Source organism: Bacillus sp. RO2 (assembly GCF_012911845.1).
In the GTDB taxonomy this organism is placed as follows: domain Bacteria; phylum Bacillota; class Bacilli; order Bacillales; family Bacillaceae_I; genus Sutcliffiella_A.
Genome location: NZ_JAAXCU010000046.1, coordinates 18,638 through 37,161, shown reverse-complemented (window position 1 = coordinate 37,161; position 18,524 = coordinate 18,638). Strand labels below are relative to the sequence as shown.

Sequence of the window (18,524 nt, the reverse complement as noted above, 5' to 3'; positions counted from 1 at the left end):
AGGAAAGTATGGAAATAGTATCAAAAGAGAGAGCAGCCTATAGTAACAAGGAGTATATGGGACTTGCATTACCTCTGATTATAGCAGGAATTACCACGCCCTTAATAGGAGCGGTCGATACTGCAGTTGTTGGAAGGCTGCCTGATCCATCTTCCATAGGTGGAGTCGCAATTGGTGCAGTCATCTTCAATACGATGTACTGGCTACTTGGTTTTCTTAGAGTAAGTACAAGTGGCTTTACAGCACAGGCACACGGTTCTAATAATATCAATGAAACCATATTAACTTTACTTAGGCCAATGTGTATCGCCATAATTTTTGGCCTGCTTTTCATTATTTTACAAAAGCCAATCCTACATATTGCATTAAAAGTAATAGGAGGGAGTGACGCGGTATCTTCCTTTGCCTCCACCTATTTCTCCATTCGCGTTTGGGGGGCGCCATTTATCCTTATGAGTTATGTGTTTATCGGGTGGTTAATCGGGATGGGCAAAGTACGGCTATCGCTTGCCACCCAATTGGTTATGAATTTAATGAATATAGTCCTTAGCATTGTTTTTGTATTGGTGTTAGGACTTGGAGTAGCTGGGGTAGCCTATGCCACACTTATCTCTGAAATAAGTGCTGTTCTCTTTGGTGGATTCATCATTGCCAGACATAACAGAATAGGGTTCTCCAAAGTAAAGCGTAGGATGGTTTTAGATCCAGAACCTTTGATGAAGATGGTAAAGGTAAATGGGAATCTTTTTTTAAGAACGGTATGTTTGTTGATCATGACCGGCATTTTTACATCCACTGGTGCCGCTATGGGAGAAGTGACCCTTGCTGCCAATGCTATTTTGCTACAAATTCATTATATAATGGCTTATTTAATTGGAGGATTTGCCAATGCGTCCAGTATTCTAGCGGGCAGAGCTATAGGAGGAAAAAATTCCTACCTATTTAGAAGAGCTGTAAATTTGTCTGCAGTTTGGGGGCTAGGAACTGCTGTAACATTGGCTGTCTTTATGTGGTTATTTGGGCATGGTGTTGTCGGGTTGTTTACCAGTATAACCTCGGTTAAGGATATGGCAATTGCGAACTTGGTTTGGATGGTAATATTCCCATTTGTCGGTTTTTGGGGTTTGCAACTTGAAGGGATATTTTCAGGGGCCACAGACGCGAAGTCAATCAGAGATTCTATCTTTCTTGCATTACTTGTATTTTTGCTGGTCATATGGTTATTCGTGCCTGTATATAAAAATCAGGGAATCTGGTTGGCTTTTGTTGTATTTAGTCTTGGTCGTTCTATCTTTTTATCCCTTTATCTTCCGAAACTTAAGCGTCTCCACTTTTCATAATGGAAAGAAGGGGGAAGTGTTTTCCCCCTTCAAGCTTTGCTGGTTACGGCTGCGCCAAATCAGTCGTTTAATACTTGGGCAGCCCGCACACAGGATTCAAAATTCCCTTTATGGGAAGCGTCACAGTAAGGTAGCTTTTTAGATAGGCCGCAACGGCATAAAGTGAATGCCGGCTTGTCCTCAAACTTGTTTCCTTCTGCATCAACTAACTCTACATCACCTGTTACACGGAAGCCTCCGTTATCCATTACTTTAATTGTTACTTTTGACATTGGTAATCTCCTCCTTCTGATAAAGATATTAGTATCGTACCTACAATTATCCATTTTGACAACAAGAACTTATCCACTACCATCCTTTCCAAATGCCTTCTAGTTATACAAATCAGCAATATATGGTACAATCATGCTAACAATGAAACAGTTGGAGGCATGAAACGTGAAAGTAACGTTCACAGAGAAAGCAGCAGAAAGAGTAAAAGCAAAGCTTGAAAACCAAGAAGGAAAATGGTTGAAGCTAAAATATGATACAGATGGATGCGGATGCGTCGTTAGCGGAGTTTCCGCACTATGGATCACACCTGAAAAAGACGATGATGATGTGGAGTTGGAAACAAACATTGGTCCATTATTAATGGAAAAGTCCAAGCTAGTCTTTTTTGATGAGGACATGACAGTCGATTTTGTAGAAAGTGCAAACTGCTATATGTTGAAATGTCCGAGCCAGATTCTAAATCCACGAATGAGTTTATTGATAGTGGAGGGAGCAAAATGAGCAATGGGGGTAAACTTAACTCGTTGAAGAACGTGGCTCGTTCCAAAACGTGGGCGTCATTCTTAAATCATAATCATCCTTACAGCTTGCTACACTGGTCGATTGGTGGCATCAATCATGAAGACAAAGATGTATGGCTGCTTCAGGATGAAGTAACATTTGAGGTTCAAGAGTTTGAGAACCTGGATGTGGCAGTGGAATGGATCTCGGAGAATATGGACGGGATTACGGATGTACTAGGTTAAGATAAGTGAGGTCGAAAAAGTCGGGGAACTTTATTCTTCGGCTTTTTTGTGTTGGGATTATCATATCAACGAAGGTATTTGTCGTATTGTGTCATTTGGCTTGTATTGTGTTGAGTTTGGACAGAAAATGGTGCACTTTGGATTGTATTTTTAAAGTTTGGACAGTATTTTACTCCGAACCGACAGTAAACAGTGAGTTTTGGACAGTAAATGGTGTTGGTAAAAATAAAGACTAGTAAATTGATAGAAATCACCTATATTCTCGGTAAAAATAGAACCAATTATTTACACCCCTCCCAATTACAGTTATAATTTTCAGAATGGAGCCAAAAATATGAAAAGGTCATACAAATTGAGGCTGCTTTTAATTGTATAAGGTGAAAGGAGAATACAATGAAATTTTTCCGATTTGAAAAAGAAGTAGGTTCTCCAATAAAACAATTCGATTCCCAAGAGGCACATTACATAAAGGTATTGAGAAGCAAGCAGGAAAACAATGTGGGATTTATACAAATAGATGTTGGCGGAGTGGTGGGAAATCATCAGGCAACCATGCAGCAGTTGTTTATTGTTGTCCAAGGGGAGGGCTGGGTAACTGGAACAGACAGGGAACGCATCTCTATAAAAAGTGGAGAGGGAGTCATGTGGGACAAGGGAGAATGGCATGAATCAGGTAGTGAGAACGGGGTGCTTGCGTTGGTAGTTGAAGCCAAAACATTAGATACCTCCCTTCTTCAAGAAAGAAAAACAACAAGATAAAGGAGTGCATAACAATGCAAGCAATCATCTTTGATATGGACGGAACACTTTTTCAAACAGATAGAATACTAGAGTTGGCTTTAGATGATACATTCAAGCTGTTAGTAGAAATGAATATTTGGGAGAAAGAAAAACCTACTCCCATTGATACATATAGAAGAATTATGGGAGTACCACTGCCAGTAGTATGGGAAAATCTTTTACCTTCCTATTCACTTGAAGTAAGGAACGCGGCAAACCAAATTTTCCATGAAAAGCTAATAAACCACATTAAGAATGGCAATGGGGCTCTGTATCCAAAAGTCCAGGAAGCACTAGAGTATTTGAAAAAGCGGAATGTTGATCTTTACATAGCAAGCAATGGGCAAACCCCTTATCTTCGTGCAATAGTGGAACAGTATAATTTGACGAAGTGGATAACAGAGGTTTTTAGTATCGACAAAATTGAGTCTTTGGACAAAACAAAGCTTGTAGGGGAGATAGTGAAGAAGTACTCCATTCAACATGGTGCGGTTGCTGGGGACCGCCTATCGGATATAAATGCGGCAAAGGGAAATGGGTTGACGGCAATCGGATGCAGGTTTGATTTTGCACAAGAAGAAGAACTTGCCCATGCGGATTTGGTAATCAGTAGTTTTGAAGAGTTGAAAAATATCCTCCATGAAAAAGTTGAAAGTAATTAATAAACATTGGAACTTTTACCCTACAACTTCGTATTAATAGGACAAGTAACGAATTAAAAATTTTTTCAAATCGTCGAAAGAATAAGGGTGATACATATGAAAACAGAAAAAATTAAAAAAGAATTATTCAGTTGGGGGAAAGCTTGCGTAATCGGCCTCGTTTTCGCGTTTCTTGTCAGCGCATTGGTTGTTCAGCCGTTCACCGTTAAAGGGAGTTCCATGGAGCCTACGTTAGAAGGGGAGGATATCTGGAGCAACAAGGATGATGGTGATAAAGTATTAATCTTTAAAAGCGGGTACATGGTTGGGATAGATCCAAAGTACAATGATATTGTTGTCATCGACAGTCGGGTGGAGCGAGAAAGAAGCTTGACGGATAATTTTAAGGAAAGTCCATTAGTCAACGCTTTGTTAAATGAAACACAAGGAAAAAACTACTGGATTAAAAGAGTGATTGGTGTAGAGGGAGATAAGTTGGAATATCGCGGAGGAACTGTGTATCGGAACGGGGAAGCACTAGAAGAAGAGTACATACAAGAAGAAATGCTATACCCATTTGAGGAATTGACAGTTCCGGAAGGTCATGTTTTTGTGATGGGGGATAACCGTAATGACAGCAGGGACAGTCGTGAAATAGGCTCTATTCCAAAAGAAAACGTGATGGGAAAAGTCGTGCTGAGATATTACCCATTCAATCGGGTGGATACAGTTGAATAATACGAATATGGAAAACTACTTTAACAATTTAACAGATACTATCAGAGCCATCACAGAAGATAATTTCCTAGGAATTTATATCCATGGATCTCTGGCAATTGGTGGCTTCAACCCTAATCGCAGTGATGTAGACTTATTGGTAGTCTTGAAAAATTCGTTGGACATCGCTACGCAATGCCAATTAGCAAAATTCCTGCTTGCCAATTCAAACGACCCATACCCGATTGAAATCAGCTTTTTAACACAAAACCAACTTAATAATTGGACTCATCCATGTCCCTATGAATTTCACTATAGTGAAGGGTGGAGACAAAGCTTTGAGCGGGAACTATCAGCGGGTACATACGGAGCAATAAACAATGATCATAAAGTGGACCCTGATCTGGCAGCTCACATCACTATACTAAATCATAGCGGCATATGCTGGGAAGGTCCTCCGATAAAAGACGTTTTTCCCGTTATTCCCGAACCTCACTATTTATCTTCAATCCTTGCAGATTACCATGATTGTTTAAAAAACGTAGAATCGGACCCCGTATATTGTGTGCTGAACTTGATAAGAGTTTATTGGTACGTAAAAGATGGAGTGATTTCTTCTAAGCTAGAAGCAGGGGGACATGGGCTGACTTCGTTTCCACTTGAATATAAAGAGACAATCCAAAAAGTGTCTGAGAGCTATCAAGGCCTTAGGGTAAAAGAATTTCAGAGAGAAGAGTTAACGAGAATAAGAGATTACATTCAAGGTGAGATAGAAAAATGTGAGGAAGGGTCAATCATATGAAAATAAGAAACATAAAAGACGAAGACTTTCTCCGTATATCCAAGAACCTTAACACATGGTGGGGCGGCAGGGACATGGTCGACATGCTGCCACGATTATTCATTCATCATTTTAAAAACACGAGTTTTCTATTAGAAGACAACGAAGAGATAATTGGGTTTGTGATAGGCTTCGTTTCTCCTTCAAATCCAGAACAAGCATACATACATTTTGTGGGGGTAAACCCCAAGTCGCGTAAGAAAAATATCGGAAGAACACTTTATGAACATTTTTTTCAGTCAGTTAAGGAAAAAGGGTGTAAAGAAGTGCGTTGTGTAACATCACCTGTCAATAACATATCCATTAACTTTCATACAAAAATGGGATTTTCAATGAGGGATGGGGACATGGTGATAGAAGGCATTCCCATTCATAAGGACTACGACGGGATCGGTCAGGATCGGGTGGTATTCATTAAGTCATTAGAAGTTTGGAGTGGATCTCATTTCAAAAATTAAAAACATACATCTTTTTATTGTTTATATAATAATTTCTCTTAGCCTCTTGATATTTACGAATATGAACAACTTCAATTTAACAGGATACTCGTATCAGTTTCATGAAAATGATGTTCTAACTATTGAAAAAGGATATTTAATAAAAAATCAAGTGATACAAACTCCTACCAATGAAGCAATACAAGCAATCGAGCTGATATCAGAAGCAGATACTTATTGGAATGTAACTTTTACGTTCTTTTTCATGTTTATTATTTTGATATTCAAAAATTCTTACAAGCCATTAAGACCTGAAAGTAGTTGGAAAAGGTATGTAACTTTCTATTCTATTTTCTTAATCGCTTTTCTAATTTGGATGATTAGTAGTCAAATATCTCTAACGGTACAAATCTCAACCATAATAAATGATTTCAAAGGAGGCGAATAGAATGGATGTCGTTTTCCATACAGAAAAAGCGGTTTTTAATTACAGAGTGGCAGGTATCTGGATACAGGACGGCCGTATCCTCCTTCACAGAGCAAGCGGAGACAAAATCTGGTCCCTTCCAGGTGGAAGAGTAGAGATGAATGAAGCATCTCCACTCAGCCTGCAACGGGAATTTAAAGAAGAACTGGATTTATCTGTAAAAATTGAAAGGTTAGTTTGGATCGTTGAAAACTTCTTTGAATACCGTGAAAAGAAAGTGCACGAAATAGGCTTTTATTATCTTGTTTCAACTGAGGATAAACAAGAACTTAGTAAAGGACCATTTCATGGGATGGAAGGAGAAAGGTTGGTTTACGAGTGGGTACCCATTTCTGAGCTAGAAGATGTAGTTTTATACCCCGAATTTTTGAAGAAATCGGTAAAGGATATACCTGAAACCACCGAGCATCTAATTGCAAGCAACTGAATCACAGGATATTATCCATAAATATGGACATCATATTTCGAAAAGAGATATGAGGAGTTAACCATGATTCTGCTATTAAAAATATTGACGATATACATAATTACGATAGCCATTATGAGATTAATGGGGAAATCCACTATCGTACAGATGACCCCATATGACCTAGTAGCCATTATTATTGTTGGAACTGTGGCATCAGAACCGCTAATCAGTACAGAATACCTACCTACGCTCGGTGCTCTTGCTGTGCTTGTTATCATACACATAATATTTTCGAAACTAACCCTTTGGCAATGGGGCAATCGTTTCTTTCTGGGAGAACCGACCATCCTCATTAAGCACGGACAAATAGTAGAGGATAATATGGAAAAAACCATGGTATCCATCGCACAGCTTCTTTCCATCCTAAGAAGTAAAGGGTACCCGAAAATCTCTGACATTGACTATGCCATTTTAGAACCGATTGGGGAGATAAGCATCATTCCAAAGCCGGAAAACACCCCTGTGACGGTGCAACATCTTGAAATATCTATTGATGATGAGGGATTGCCAATTTCAGTTATCATTGATGGGAAAATTCAATATAAGAATCTAAAGTTGCTGAATAGATCCAAAGAGTGGCTGCTAGACCATTTAACAATCCGACAAATCGACGTGAAAGATATCCTCTACGCCTATGTTAATGAGAAAACTAAGAAATTGATCATTAATAAACGGAATAACATACAAAATTAGGCGTGACTTTCAAAACGGCATCCATTATAATGTAAGTATCTTCAAACAGAAGGAGTTTGTTTTATGGAAAAGGTAGTTCTTAACTAAACGTAATCAAATACGTGCGATATGAGGAAAAAGTTCGATAATGTCGAGCTCTGTTTGATTATGCTTTTTTTCTCATAGCGGAATGTTAAGAACACGGGTTTGCGCCTGCTCCATAAAATGATAGTTACAGCATGAGTATAGGTATTTTTCTACCTATTGTGCATTTAAATTTTAAAACTACCATTCAAAACGCAAAGGACGAGTGTTGTTCTTTGTGTTTTTTTATATGCTTAGATTTTTCTCGCCCTGCTCTTAACATTTCCTTGCACGGTTTTAGTGACTGCATCCAATAAACTGCTTACTAATTACTAGGAGGAAAATACAGTGAACAACGAAACAATTCAGGCTTTACAATTTACAGATTTAAAGAAAGACGTGGCATCTTTTGCAATATCAGAGCCAGGAAAAAACGCTGTCTTGGCATTAGAACTATCCATTAATAAAAGACAGATTGAAGCATGGCTAAACGAAGTGACAGAAGGAATAAAGATACTTGCCATTAGTTCAAGCGTACCAATTCACGGTCTGCAAGGCATTGAGTATATCCTTAAAAATCTTCACAAGGGGATTACGTTCAGACCAGACCAGCTGATGGGACTACATGATTTCCTAGATACCATTGAAAAGCTCAAACGTTTTATGAAGGATAAGGAGTACGTAGCACCTGTCATCACCAGCTATATTTACTCTGTTTCGGAGCTTTCTCATGTTATGGAAGAAATAATCCGTTGCATACGAAATGGAAGGGTAGACGATTACGCAAGCAAGGAACTGCTAAAAGTAAGAAAGCAGATATCTACCTTGGAGGAGCGCATCAAGAATCGTATCGAGCAGCTAGTGAAGTCGACAAAGTACAGTAAGTATCTTCAGGAAAGCCTTGTTAGTACCAGAAACGGTAGGTATGTCATTCCGGTCAAAAAAGAATACAAAAATAATATTAAGGGTTCGGTTCTGGATGTTTCTGCTTCCGGATCCACCGTGTACATGGAGCCAGAAGAAATTAGCATCATTCAGGACTCCATAAGTATGCTGAAGTTTCAAGAAGAGGCAGAGGAGGAGCAAATACTATTTGCGCTTACTGGCTTAGTCCAGGAGCACGAAAAAGAAATCAAATTGGCGATGGATTTGATGGTCAGCTATGATGTGATTTTTGCAAAGGCAAAGCACAGCTTATTGCTTGATGGAACGGCACCGCAGATAAATGAACACCATGTAATCCGATTGGAAGGTGCTAGACATCCGTTACTTGGAAAAAATGCAGTGCCTTTAAATTTGGTTATCGGTGAAGATTACGATGCGCTTGTCATTACAGGTCCTAATACCGGAGGAAAAACAGTCACGATTAAAACGGTTGGACTTCTAACGCTGATGGCCCAATGTGGCATGCACATTCCTGCTGAAAAAGGCAGCGAAATAGCAATCTTCCATCAGGTTTTGGTTGATATAGGAGACGGACAAAGTATTGAACAGTCTTTAAGTACTTTCTCATCCAGAGTGAAAAACATTATTGGAATTTTAGCTGAGTCCACACCTCAGACATTGGTCCTGCTTGACGAACTCGGTTCCGGAACAGACCCTGCAGAAGGGATGGGACTTGCTACTTCTATTTTAGAAGAGCTATATAACAAAGGAACAACGATGTTGGCCACCACCCACTATAGTGAAATTAAGGAATTTGCCAATGAACAGGAAGGCTTCTGCAATGGCTCGATGGAATTCAATGTGGAGACCCTTAAGCCGACTTATCGTCTTATTGTCGGAAAAGGTGGGGATAGTCAAGCATTTGCTATTGCGTTACGCCTTGGCATGCATCCTAAGTTGATCGAACGGGCACATAAAATCACGTACAAAGAAACAAAAGATTACACAGATAAATCGGAAAAGCCAAGACATGAGCTCGACAGGCAACTAGCCATGAATCAAAAATACGTTAGGAAAATGAAGCATCCAGAAAAAGAAAAAACAAAACAGGACATCATTTTTAAGAAAGGTGACAATGTAAAGATCCCATCTATCGGCGAGTTCGGTATCGTTTATAAACCGGCTGATGAGAAAGGAGATGTGCAAGTGATGGTAAAAGGACGCCTGGAAACTTATAACCATAAGCGACTTTCCCTGTACATTAAAGCAGAGGATTTATATACGGAAGACTATGATATGGATATCGTCTTTGAATCAAAAGAAAACCGTAAGCTTCGAAATAAAATGAAGAAACGCCATATAGATGAGGTTATCTTAGAGGAGTCAGACGACTGATATTTAGGGGATGTAAAGCGTACGTAAACATTGTTTAATTGGTGTTAATTATTGGTAAAAAACCTTTTCTTCGGCTGAATTTTCTGTATGATTAAGCTTGTAATCCACTAAAACAAGCATAGCTCAAGGAGGAAGTTCAATCATGAAAAAAATGTTAATGGCTTTATCATCTTCCGTATTATTATTAGCTCTTGCCACTGGATGCGCTGCTGAGAATGAAGAAATGAACAACAACGAAACGAACATGGAACAAAATGAAACGAATACTGGGGAAACAAACGAAGAATAGGTTGAGTGAATAATAGCATCTGGGAATGGCGGCTCTATTAATTGGAGTCGGTGTGCTCCTGGGTGCTTTTTTATGTGTGAGAAAATGGTTCGGTCAAATTGAATAACTGTTCGGACATTTCAAAGACGAAATAGTGGTGGGTTCGGACAAGGAATGACGGTTTTCGGTCACTTTTAAGCGAGGTTTGGACATTTAAATTTTCGGTTCGGACAAAAAGACAAAAACTTCGGTCAACTTTGGAGAAACTTCGGTCAAAAATGCGGAATCTTCGGTCAACTTCACAAAAACTTCGGACAATTACCATGATTTAAGCTTATACTTCAGCCAAAGCGGACACTTTCAGGGTACATAAGGACAAAACAACTATCCAATGAGCAGCTATGCAATTCAGCCTATCCAACCTCCCCCTAAAATCAACGAAAAACCACCGCACCCGAAAGTCCTCAAACTCTCGGTCACAGTGGTCTATCCAAAAATCAATTTTAGTTCACAATCGCCAATGAAAACGCCTGTGGTCCTTGAGGTACATTGTATGCCTGAACCTCTACCGTATATGTCCCACTTTGTGGTGCATTAACGAATACGTTTTCTACGTTATTACGGCCGTCCCAATTATTATTGTAAGGAGCCGTAAAGTCGTTTCCTACATACTGAGTTCCGTTTGGAGCAGTAATTACTAAGTCAAGATCATTCACCAGCGTTACAGAAGCAGATGTGCTTGCAGGAGCATCAGACCAAACTAGAGAAATCTTAAGTGGTTTGCCTGCAGTTGCTGTGAAGGAATATGTTGCCTTCTGGCTTGTGGACAGAGAGGTTGTCTCGTTCACAAATGATGTGTTTAAGGACTTATCCAATGTTACACGGCCCCAGCCTTGGTTGCCGTTCGGGAAGCCAAGACCCACATCCGTTGCACCAGCAATCAAAGCTGCCTTCAATAGGGATGGCTTAGGTGTGATGCCTCTGTTTTTGATAAAATGCTCGCGTAATTGTGCCACGTTTCCAGCAACAATCGGTGTTGCCATGGAAGTTCCGCCCATGTATGCATATTTGCTGTCATGATTTGCCCAGAAAGAAGAATCCGGTGCAAGGGAAGATCGTGCTGATAAGATAAATGTTCCTGGAGCCATTACGTCCGGCTTGATACGACCGTCACGAGTCGGTCCACGGGAAGAGAATTGTGCAACATCATTGATGTTGTCCGCATATGATCCAAAGCTTGGACGATAATTCTCTGTTGCTCCTACAGTAATGGCATTTTTCGCGGTACCTGGTGCATTAACAGTACTGCTGCCTGGACCTTCATTCCCAGCTGCAAAAAGGACCGCCATATCATTCTTACGAACATAGTCATCGACATTTCTGGAATCAGTCGTGTAAGCACCGTTTACCGCAGCACCCCATGAGTTCGTATGAATTCTTGCTCCAGCACTGTACGCTTGGCTAAACAATGTACTCAGGTTAGATGGAAGGCCTCCCAATCCACCGCCGCTATCCATGATGGATTGAAATACTAAGTTTGCTTGTGGTGCCATTCCTTTATTGCTTGTCCCATTTCCAAGAACAGATCCGGCAACGTGAGTACCGTGACCATTCGGATCATCGGAATTATTCGTTCTTCCTAGAGCATATAATGCGGTGATTTTACCGCGGAAAGCTTCATGCATGGAGCTGTCGTTACGGCCAGTATCAAGTCCTGTATCCGCAACAGCAACTGTTTGACCTTGCCCGTATAACCCATAGCTGCTCTGGGCAACATCGGCTTTAACAATCCCTCTCGCTACATCATTTAACACTGTATATTCTGGTCTTGGGGAAATATAGAGTACGTTATTATTTGCGGCATAATCAATAAGTTCGTCTATGCCTTTGAAGTTCATTTCCTTGTTATTTTGTTTTGCGTCAAGTGCAACAGCTTTTACTAAAGCAGAAGCACCTTTTGTAAATAATAGTGGATCTACTTTATAAAGAGGCAAATACGGCTCTACTGATTCTAAGTGAGCGATGCCGTTTGTTGCCTTCGCAACATCACCTTTGTATTCCACAATGTAAGCATAGTCCGGTATGTAATCTACAATCGTTGCACCAGTAGATTCCAACTCTTTTCTCGTTTCTTCTAAAATAGGACCATCAAACTGCACAATGTACAGGCTATTGTCTTTTGGCACGACTTCAAGCTTCTTTTTCAGGCCTTTTGGGATTTTAACATTTTCTGTATTTGCTAGAAAAGAAGCTTCACCTAATTTTCCGTTTTTAGAAACTGCTTTCTTATCTGTAATCTGGCTAACTCCTTTGAAATCTAATTCAAAGTTGCTTGCTCCCCCAGTTGATGGACTGCTTAGCGCAACAGTTGATAGAATAGTTGCAGCTGATAAAACGGATAAAAACACTTTCTTAGATTGACCCTTTTTCTTCATCCTCATGCTCATCTCCTCTCAATTGGTAACACATGAATAATTTAACATATTAAAAGAAAAATTTATATTGGGAAAATTCAGAATAAAAGACTGAAATAATAGCATCAAAAAGCATTTAATTTCCCAATGGAAAAGATTTGTAGATTTATGTTCATAAAATAGATATAGAGTTGTTAATCCAAGCAGTCTATTTGACTTGTTTGGACTTAATTGGAAAATAAGTATTGAGTTAATGATTGTGATTTGAAATAATTGGTATTAATGAAATGTTAGTATGCTGACTACTGGGAGGGAATTATGGACATCACAAAATTTAACGCCATTATCAATGAGCTTTTTCCTAGAGAATTATTAGAAGAATTCGATGACGATTACGGGTTTACCAACACATCCAATAACACCATAAAGACGATTGGATTTTCAACCAACCTTTCAATTGAAGTGATTGAACAGGCAAAAGAAGCAAAGGTTGACTTAATCATAACCCATCATGACGCATGGGGTTTTATTTATGGATTGAAAGATGAATGTATTAAGAGGTTAAAAGATTATAACATCAGTCATTTCTGGATACATGGTCCACTAGACTACATTGAGTTCGGTACGTGTACTTCATTGATGAATAAAATTGGTATTGATAATTTCATACGTTTTTCTGAATACAAGCACTCTAGTGTACCTGGTATAGGTGAGTTTAACGAAGCTAAAAGTTTCGAACAACTTGTAGAAAAAATGAGAAATGAACTGGACGAGCCTGTAAGAGCGTGGAAAAACCATGGGAACAAGGTAAAGAAAGTAGGTGTATTGACTGGAGCAGGACATTCAACTGATCAAATTAAATTTGCTTTGGAACAAGGGTGCGATACATACATAACTGGAGAGGCAAGTTTATATACCATTCAATATGCTAAGTTTGCAGGTGTAAATCTACTTGTTGGAAGTCATACCTTTACGGAGATTTTTGGTGTGGAGAGTTTGGCCAAGAGAGTGAAAGAAACGGACGAAGGGATTTCCCTGCTTGAGTTGAAGGAAGAACATTTTGAATTGAATCACGTATAAAGAAGGTGAGGCAAATATCTTATGAAAAAGTGGCTTGGTTCAGCTGGAGTATGCATAAATGACAAGAATGAAGTGCTTATGGTGAGAGCAAATGATAATGTGGGGTGGGCTTTGCCATCTGGGGGCATAGAAACTGGTGAAACACCAGAGGAGTGTTGTATTAGAGAAGTGATGGAAGAAACAGGATATAGGGTTGTTATCTTGGAAAAACTTTTAATAAAAGAAAAAGTTATGAAGGATTATGAAATTCTAACTCATTACTTTAAAGTAGAAAAAATGGGAGAGAGTATGGGGATAGATGATCCAGATAACACCATCATTGAAGTAGGATGGAAATCTATCACTGAACTTGAGAAAATTGAACATACATATCCTGAGGACATTGAAACTATAAAAAAATTCGGGCTGAAAAATAATAAAATTACGGAGCAATTCGATGATCAATAAACCTTCTATCATGTTATTAGGTACCGATCATTTTGAAAAGTCTGCGGTTCAAGACTATGGAAAAACGGAAGAGTTGGACATTTTTTCTCAAAGTAAAAAACTGGAGATAGACAAAGTTATAACTTGTCTAAAAGAATATGCTCCTACAAAAATAGTATTGGAATATCCGTTAAAGTATCACTCCAGATTAACAGACGAATACCAAAAATACTTAGAAGGAAACATTAAGATATCTGCTAATGAACGACATCAAATCGGATTTCAATTAGCGAAAGAGTTAGGTCACTCAAATGTATATGCAGTAGATTGGAACGAAGAAGAAGGTGTACCAGATATATTCGGGTACATGCAAAAGCATGAAACACAAAAATCCAGGCAAATATTTATGGATATAGAAAAAATGATAGGAGAAGCCAATGAAAAATCTTACACCTCAACTATTGGGGAGTTTCTATTATTTTTGAATGGGACTGAACAAGTGAGGAAGAGCCATCAGCTATATATGGATATTGCGTTGATAGGAGAGAATGACAATCCAATTGGAGCTAATTGGGTCGCAAATTATTGGTATTATCGTAATTTACTAATCTATAAAAACATAAAAAGTCTAACCTGCGAAAATGATCGTTTATTAGTCATATATGGGGTAGGGCATGTTTACTTGTTAAATCAATTAGTAACAGAAGGGGACTGCTACACTATTGACAATGTTGGGGACCTCTTAGTATGAATGAACACTAATTAAAAAACGCTCAAACCTGAGCGTTTGCACTGTTAAAAATCATATTCATCGATAATCTTCTTAGTAATCAAATCATATCCCTTTTCATTAGGATGCAAGGAATCACTGAAATACTCCTTTGATTTTTCGTTAAAAAGATCATTAGTGGAAATAAATTTTATGCGTTCATAGTCATTCACCAACCTTTGACTATTTGTGTTCCACTCATCAATGATACTTTCGTGTTCAGCAGAATCTGGATAGGAATTGTATAACCCGAGAAATAATATCGGAACGTCTTGATTTTCTTGACGGATTGTCTTAACGATATCTTGTATGTTCTTCTCGTATTCCACAGCGCCTTTTTTGATTTTTTCTTCATTGATTCCTTTTAAGTCGCCACCATTGCTTTGGATGAGATCATTGGTGCCAATAAAGAGAATGATATAATCAGCGTTTCGGATGTCCTTCTGAATGTTAGTAAGCTTTACTTGCTTTACAACACCGTCTGATTCTTGTCCAGGGATACCGTAGTTTTTCAATTTAACATTTGTCTCTTTTTCTTCTTGGATCAGCTTCTCCAAATTTTCAACGTATCCTTCACCGGACTTGTCACCGACTCCATAAGTCAAGGAATCACCTAGTGTGACCATAGTCTTTGGTGAATGTTTAGATTTATTTGTTTGTGTATTATCTTGATAGCCACTATAAAGTCCTGCCCCTAAAAGAGCAACCACAATTAAGGCGGCAGTATAGATGATTGTTTTTTTCATAGGTGAACCTCCTCAATGTTGTAGTAGTTCCCTGTGGTAAAAATAATTAAACTGATCAATTGAAACTTTTTCATTTTCAGATTCGTTCATTTTAATAGAGAATTGTTTTAGGAGGGAGATTAAATGAGTTATAGAAGAACCATTCCATTCGGCTTGGCCATTATGTTTTTCTGCATCGCCACTTTCGCTTCTTGGTATGAAGGGAGCGAGTTGGTAGATAATTCGTTCGAATGGAAACATACGGCAGTTATTACATCCTGGTTAAATGATGGGGAAGTAGAGAGGGGAAATATATCTCAACTAGATTACTTCGTTTACTCTATTAAATTCAAGCCCATTTTTCCAGTTATCATGATGCTAAGTTTTATTTATATAGTCTTTGTAATTGGTCAGAAATTACTGCAGCCTGGAGTAAAACTGAACATATTTATGAGTATTCTTGGTGTTTGTTTACTATCTGGAGCGGGATTGATATCCGGGTCTCCAACTTCTGGAGCAAAAGTTTTTATGATGTCACAAGTATTAATCGGAACTTTACTTATTGCTCTAGCAGTATTCCTTCAATTTAGAAAAGTACAATTAGACTGATGTGAAAAGTGCTCTCCCATAAAGGGAGAGCACTTTGCAAATCAATATCTATTGCCGTTCTTATCTACATAAACGGATTTCACGATTGTTCGTTCAAATGGATTTCCGTCTTTTGTGGTACCTTTCACATCAAGCGTAATAGTGTAGACGCCTACCTCTTTGAAGTCCACGTCTACCTTACCTTTATTGGCAACCTTCATCCCGAAGTCTGCTTTCGCCTTACCATCTTTATTAATTTTCACATCTACCTTCATATGTTTTACTTTTTGCCCTTTATTTTTCAGTTCAAATGTGGCATCTTCCAAAACAACCTCTTCATTAAGGTCTGTGTGGAAGCCAACGGTCATTAAATAGGCAGCTTTATCTTTCTTCGCTTTTACTGTCCATTGTCCTTGTTCAGGGGAGGAGATTTGGAACGTATGGTGGTGTCCGCCTTTAAAAATTTCCTGATCGATGGAATGGGCAAAATTCGTATATACCTTTCCGGACGGACTAATCACTTCAACATCTTTAGTTTTCTTGTCGCTCAGCCAATCTAGGTCAATTTTTTGTACATTTTCCTCCACTGTAAAGGTTTGTTTCACTTCTTTTTGGAACTGACCGCCACGATGAAGTGCACTTATGTTGATTGGCTCCTGTTCCATTGGTTCGACTGTTGCAGCTGCCTCGGCAAGTGCAAAGCCGGCTGTCTGAGTAGTTGTAAGGTATGGACGGAAGTATTGGAATGTACCTCCTTCACGGACTGTGGTATGGTTCCAGTTGCTTACCCGAACCTGGGTACTGTAAGTAAGACGGGAATTATTGACGGTAACCGCACCATCATTAGATCCATAAGAACTTAAGTATAATCCACCCCAATAAAGAGCAGATCCAAACCCGCCCCAACTGGTTCCTGCTAGGGTATATATTTTATTGCGGTTCCTATTTGTATGATTATCCATTTGAGGTCGGTAGCTATTCATATAACCAGTTTGAAGCGAGTAGGTTGCATCATTTTTACTACCAAGAATACTTGCAAGCCAGCTTGCCCAGCCACTGTAAGCAAGGTCTGCCAGCTGCGATCCATAATGAGGGGTGGATAGCGTGATGAGATTAGAAACATAAGGATGCGCTCCATAGTGAACAAGGGCGTTTTGTGCATCAATGCCGCCTTTGCTATGCGCAACTATCACTATCTTCTTTTGGTTGAAATGATTGGATATATCACGGATTCGACTATTGATGATAGCACCATTGTCCCACATGTTCTTATCGGGATGAACATCGATGAACGCTGTTTCATATCCGTTATTTAAGGCTGTTTGATACATATTATTGTTTTCCCACCAAGTCTTTGATGAGCTATTAATTCCGTGAACAAATACAAGAACCGGTTTGTTCGGATCGACATTATTTGGTGTATCACCTACATACCACTGACCTGGCACACCACCAGGATTGTCTTTCCCACCAATGGTGCCGGCATTCACGGATACTGGTACAACTAGCAAAGCTACTAACAATAAAATCACCAACCTTCTCATTTCAACACTCCTTTTGAATAAATTAGGAGATATCTCCCCATCTATTCTATCGGAAAAGGGAACACTTTCAGAATAGATTTTATCAAAATGAGCGGAAGGACTTGGAGTAGTGCCTATATTAATAGGAAAAAAGATACATATTCGACAGAAAGAAGCAGGATTTTTAGGTTGTTGGAAGAATTATATGGAGTGGAGTATATGTGTATTCAACAAATTAACTTACAACAAAAGAGGGTTGCAAATGATTTTTATTTTATGGGCTTTACTATGTATAACTTCAATAGGAAGTATATATGGCATTGCCGTAGCCAATTCAACGTCAGAGCTAATAGCTAGTATCATTTTTCTTGTACTAAGTATGATCGGACTGTTTGCGAGCATCCATTACTATATGAAAAGGCGAGATAGGAGGAATAGGAGTAGCGGGGGATGGGATTGTCTTTATTGTGATATTCCATTTCCAATGTCATCAGGCAAATCAAGCGGAATGGATTGCACAGACTGTGACTGCAATCCATTTAACTAAGGGGAAGGGCAAATGAAAGAATATTTTGATGCCGTAATCACCTTACGCTTTTTTCCTTGTCATAGAAAAAAGGAGCGCTCACTTGTAATAAGGGGAAAGCAATTCCCTATGTGCTACAGATGTATGTCAATATTGTTGGGGTACTTAGCTGTGGTTCCATTACTATGGCTAGCAGCAGACGTCTCGTTTATTAAACTTTTTGTAGTTGGTGTTCTCCTTAACTTTCCAATGGTTATAGATGGATATACACAGCTACGAGGCTGGAGAGTGAGCAACAATTTCCTCCGATCATTAACGGGGTTAATCAGTGGCATGGGTATGTCATGCATCATTGTAGCAGGCTCTTTTCAGTTTCATCGAGCGATTAAAGGTTTTGCTAATCTTATAGAATTTTTTATGGCTTGAGTGTGGGCAGTT

At 39.0% G+C, this 18,524-nt stretch carries 22 protein-coding genes; 18 read left to right on the top strand and 4 right to left on the bottom strand.

Annotated features, from left to right (window positions below; all coding sequences use genetic code 11):
- Positions 1 to 8: 8 nt before the first annotated feature.
- Positions 9 to 1,340 carry an MATE family efflux transporter gene (locus HF078_RS14020; RefSeq protein ID WP_169291719.1) on the top strand — a complete coding sequence of 444 codons (1,332 nt, stop codon included), beginning with the start codon at positions 9 to 11 and terminating at the stop codon, positions 1,338 to 1,340.
- 59 nt (positions 1,341 to 1,399) lie between these two features.
- On the opposite strand, the gene HF078_RS14015 is transcribed toward HF078_RS14020, so the two are convergent.
- Positions 1,400 to 1,612, bottom strand: a complete 213-nt coding sequence (locus HF078_RS14015; protein WP_010194231.1) for a CDGSH iron-sulfur domain-containing protein — start codon at positions 1,610 to 1,612, stop codon at positions 1,400 to 1,402.
- Between the two features lie 166 nt (positions 1,613 to 1,778).
- Between HF078_RS14015 and HF078_RS14010 the strand changes: the two genes are divergently transcribed.
- The 12 genes from HF078_RS14010 (at position 1,779) to HF078_RS13955 (ending at position 10,056) form a co-directional block, all read left to right on the top strand.
- A complete protein-coding gene (locus HF078_RS14010) occupies positions 1,779 to 2,114 on the top strand; it encodes an iron-sulfur cluster biosynthesis family protein (protein WP_169291718.1) in 336 nt (111 codons plus the stop codon).
- Positions 2,111 to 2,359, top strand: coding sequence for a DUF2552 family protein (locus HF078_RS14005; protein ID WP_169291717.1), 249 nt, complete (start codon positions 2,111 to 2,113; stop codon positions 2,357 to 2,359). The genes HF078_RS14010 and HF078_RS14005 overlap by 4 nt, the downstream gene beginning before the upstream one ends.
- A gap of 393 nt (positions 2,360 to 2,752) precedes the next feature.
- Positions 2,753 to 3,118, top strand: coding sequence for a cupin domain-containing protein (locus HF078_RS14000; RefSeq protein WP_169291716.1), 366 nt, complete (start codon positions 2,753 to 2,755; stop codon positions 3,116 to 3,118).
- A 14-nt stretch (positions 3,119 to 3,132) separates the two neighbouring features.
- A complete protein-coding gene (locus HF078_RS13995; RefSeq protein ID WP_169291715.1) occupies positions 3,133 to 3,801 on the top strand; it encodes an HAD hydrolase-like protein in 669 nt (222 codons plus the stop codon).
- 96 nt (positions 3,802 to 3,897) lie between these two features.
- Positions 3,898 to 4,518, top strand: a complete 621-nt coding sequence (lepB, locus tag HF078_RS13990) for a signal peptidase I (RefSeq protein ID WP_169291714.1) — start codon at positions 3,898 to 3,900, stop codon at positions 4,516 to 4,518.
- Positions 4,511 to 5,299, top strand: a complete 789-nt coding sequence (locus HF078_RS13985) for an aminoglycoside adenylyltransferase domain-containing protein (RefSeq protein ID WP_240951760.1) — start codon at positions 4,511 to 4,513, stop codon at positions 5,297 to 5,299. Before lepB ends, HF078_RS13985 begins: the two co-directional genes overlap by 8 nt.
- Positions 5,296 to 5,796 carry a GNAT family N-acetyltransferase gene (locus tag HF078_RS13980; protein WP_169291713.1) on the top strand — a complete coding sequence of 167 codons (501 nt, stop codon included), beginning with the start codon at positions 5,296 to 5,298 and terminating at the stop codon, positions 5,794 to 5,796. The genes HF078_RS13985 and HF078_RS13980 overlap by 4 nt, the downstream gene beginning before the upstream one ends.
- A gap of 61 nt (positions 5,797 to 5,857) precedes the next feature.
- Positions 5,858 to 6,223: a hypothetical protein gene (locus HF078_RS13975; RefSeq protein ID WP_169291712.1), complete on the top strand. Its 366-nt coding sequence runs from the start codon at positions 5,858 to 5,860 to the stop codon at positions 6,221 to 6,223.
- Position 6,224: 1 nt separating this feature from the next.
- Positions 6,225 to 6,689, top strand: coding sequence for an NUDIX hydrolase (locus HF078_RS13970; RefSeq protein WP_169291711.1), 465 nt, complete (start codon positions 6,225 to 6,227; stop codon positions 6,687 to 6,689).
- 63 nt (positions 6,690 to 6,752) lie between these two features.
- Positions 6,753 to 7,424 carry a DUF421 domain-containing protein gene (locus HF078_RS13965; protein WP_169291710.1) on the top strand — a complete coding sequence of 224 codons (672 nt, stop codon included), beginning with the start codon at positions 6,753 to 6,755 and terminating at the stop codon, positions 7,422 to 7,424.
- Between the two features lie 411 nt (positions 7,425 to 7,835).
- The gene (locus tag HF078_RS13960; RefSeq protein WP_169291709.1) at positions 7,836 to 9,767 is read left to right on the top strand and encodes an endonuclease MutS2; all 1,932 of its coding nucleotides are present in this window, start codon (positions 7,836 to 7,838) and stop codon (positions 9,765 to 9,767) included.
- 142 nt (positions 9,768 to 9,909) lie between these two features.
- Positions 9,910 to 10,056: a hypothetical protein gene (locus HF078_RS13955; RefSeq protein WP_169291708.1), complete on the top strand. Its 147-nt coding sequence runs from the start codon at positions 9,910 to 9,912 to the stop codon at positions 10,054 to 10,056.
- A gap of 482 nt (positions 10,057 to 10,538) precedes the next feature.
- Here the strand turns inward: HF078_RS13955 and HF078_RS13950 are convergent, their stop codons facing one another.
- Positions 10,539 to 12,470 carry a S8 family serine peptidase gene (locus HF078_RS13950; protein ID WP_169291707.1) on the bottom strand — a complete coding sequence of 644 codons (1,932 nt, stop codon included), beginning with the start codon at positions 12,468 to 12,470 and terminating at the stop codon, positions 10,539 to 10,541.
- A 297-nt stretch (positions 12,471 to 12,767) separates the two neighbouring features.
- Between HF078_RS13950 and HF078_RS13945 the strand changes: the two genes are divergently transcribed.
- From HF078_RS13945 to HF078_RS13935, 3 genes are read left to right on the top strand one after another with little or no spacing between them, the layout of a single operon-like run.
- A complete protein-coding gene (locus tag HF078_RS13945) occupies positions 12,768 to 13,529 on the top strand; it encodes a Nif3-like dinuclear metal center hexameric protein (RefSeq protein ID WP_169291706.1) in 762 nt (253 codons plus the stop codon).
- A gap of 21 nt (positions 13,530 to 13,550) precedes the next feature.
- The gene (locus tag HF078_RS13940; protein WP_169291705.1) at positions 13,551 to 13,976 is read left to right on the top strand and encodes an NUDIX hydrolase; all 426 of its coding nucleotides are present in this window, start codon (positions 13,551 to 13,553) and stop codon (positions 13,974 to 13,976) included.
- A complete protein-coding gene (locus tag HF078_RS13935; protein WP_169291704.1) occupies positions 13,966 to 14,706 on the top strand; it encodes a DUF5694 domain-containing protein in 741 nt (246 codons plus the stop codon). The genes HF078_RS13940 and HF078_RS13935 overlap by 11 nt, the downstream gene beginning before the upstream one ends.
- 44 nt (positions 14,707 to 14,750) lie before the next feature.
- Here the strand turns inward: HF078_RS13935 and HF078_RS13930 are convergent, their stop codons facing one another.
- A complete protein-coding gene (locus HF078_RS13930; RefSeq protein WP_169291703.1) occupies positions 14,751 to 15,470 on the bottom strand; it encodes a DUF459 domain-containing protein in 720 nt (239 codons plus the stop codon).
- A gap of 123 nt (positions 15,471 to 15,593) precedes the next feature.
- On the opposite strand from HF078_RS13930, the gene HF078_RS13925 reads away from it, so the two are divergent.
- A complete protein-coding gene (locus HF078_RS13925; RefSeq protein ID WP_169291702.1) occupies positions 15,594 to 16,058 on the top strand; it encodes a YjdJ family protein in 465 nt (154 codons plus the stop codon).
- Positions 16,059 to 16,099: 41 nt separating this feature from the next.
- On the opposite strand, the gene HF078_RS13920 is transcribed toward HF078_RS13925, so the two are convergent.
- Entirely contained in the window at positions 16,100 to 17,581 is a 1,482-nt protein-coding gene (locus tag HF078_RS13920) for an esterase/lipase family protein (protein ID WP_169291701.1), read from the bottom strand.
- A 538-nt stretch (positions 17,582 to 18,119) separates the two neighbouring features.
- On the opposite strand from HF078_RS13920, the gene HF078_RS13915 reads away from it, so the two are divergent.
- Positions 18,120 to 18,512, top strand: a complete 393-nt coding sequence (locus HF078_RS13915; RefSeq protein ID WP_169291700.1) for a DUF2085 domain-containing protein — start codon at positions 18,120 to 18,122, stop codon at positions 18,510 to 18,512.
- Positions 18,513 to 18,524 lie beyond the last annotated feature (12 nt).

What these genes read in the sequence shown, in the direction of transcription:
- HF078_RS14020 (WP_169291719.1), top strand. Translation starts at nt 9, where the DNA reads ATGGAAATAGTATCAAAAGAGAGAGCAGCCTATAGTAACAAGGAGTAT.
- HF078_RS14015 (WP_010194231.1), bottom strand. Translation starts at nt 1,612, where the DNA reads ATGTCAAAAGTAACAATTAAAGTAATGGATAACGGAGGCTTCCGTGTA.
- HF078_RS14005 (WP_169291717.1), top strand. Translation starts at nt 2,111, where the DNA reads ATGAGCAATGGGGGTAAACTTAACTCGTTGAAGAACGTGGCTCGTTCC.
- HF078_RS14000 (WP_169291716.1), top strand. Translation starts at nt 2,753, where the DNA reads ATGAAATTTTTCCGATTTGAAAAAGAAGTAGGTTCTCCAATAAAACAA.
- HF078_RS13995 (WP_169291715.1), top strand. Translation starts at nt 3,133, where the DNA reads ATGCAAGCAATCATCTTTGATATGGACGGAACACTTTTTCAAACAGAT.
- lepB (WP_169291714.1), top strand. Translation starts at nt 3,898, where the DNA reads ATGAAAACAGAAAAAATTAAAAAAGAATTATTCAGTTGGGGGAAAGCT.
- HF078_RS13980 (WP_169291713.1), top strand. Translation starts at nt 5,296, where the DNA reads ATGAAAATAAGAAACATAAAAGACGAAGACTTTCTCCGTATATCCAAG.
- HF078_RS13975 (WP_169291712.1), top strand. Translation starts at nt 5,858, where the DNA reads ATGAACAACTTCAATTTAACAGGATACTCGTATCAGTTTCATGAAAAT.
- HF078_RS13970 (WP_169291711.1), top strand. Translation starts at nt 6,225, where the DNA reads ATGGATGTCGTTTTCCATACAGAAAAAGCGGTTTTTAATTACAGAGTG.
- HF078_RS13965 (WP_169291710.1), top strand. Translation starts at nt 6,753, where the DNA reads ATGATTCTGCTATTAAAAATATTGACGATATACATAATTACGATAGCC.
- HF078_RS13955 (WP_169291708.1), top strand. Translation starts at nt 9,910, where the DNA reads ATGAAAAAAATGTTAATGGCTTTATCATCTTCCGTATTATTATTAGCT.
- HF078_RS13950 (WP_169291707.1), bottom strand. Translation starts at nt 12,470, where the DNA reads ATGAAGAAAAAGGGTCAATCTAAGAAAGTGTTTTTATCCGTTTTATCA.
- HF078_RS13945 (WP_169291706.1), top strand. Translation starts at nt 12,768, where the DNA reads ATGGACATCACAAAATTTAACGCCATTATCAATGAGCTTTTTCCTAGA.
- HF078_RS13940 (WP_169291705.1), top strand. Translation starts at nt 13,551, where the DNA reads ATGAAAAAGTGGCTTGGTTCAGCTGGAGTATGCATAAATGACAAGAAT.
- HF078_RS13935 (WP_169291704.1), top strand. Translation starts at nt 13,966, where the DNA reads ATGATCAATAAACCTTCTATCATGTTATTAGGTACCGATCATTTTGAA.
- HF078_RS13930 (WP_169291703.1), bottom strand. Translation starts at nt 15,470, where the DNA reads ATGAAAAAAACAATCATCTATACTGCCGCCTTAATTGTGGTTGCTCTT.
- HF078_RS13925 (WP_169291702.1), top strand. Translation starts at nt 15,594, where the DNA reads ATGAGTTATAGAAGAACCATTCCATTCGGCTTGGCCATTATGTTTTTC.
- HF078_RS13920 (WP_169291701.1), bottom strand. Translation starts at nt 17,581, where the DNA reads ATGAGAAGGTTGGTGATTTTATTGTTAGTAGCTTTGCTAGTTGTACCA.
- HF078_RS13915 (WP_169291700.1), top strand. Translation starts at nt 18,120, where the DNA reads ATGAAAGAATATTTTGATGCCGTAATCACCTTACGCTTTTTTCCTTGT.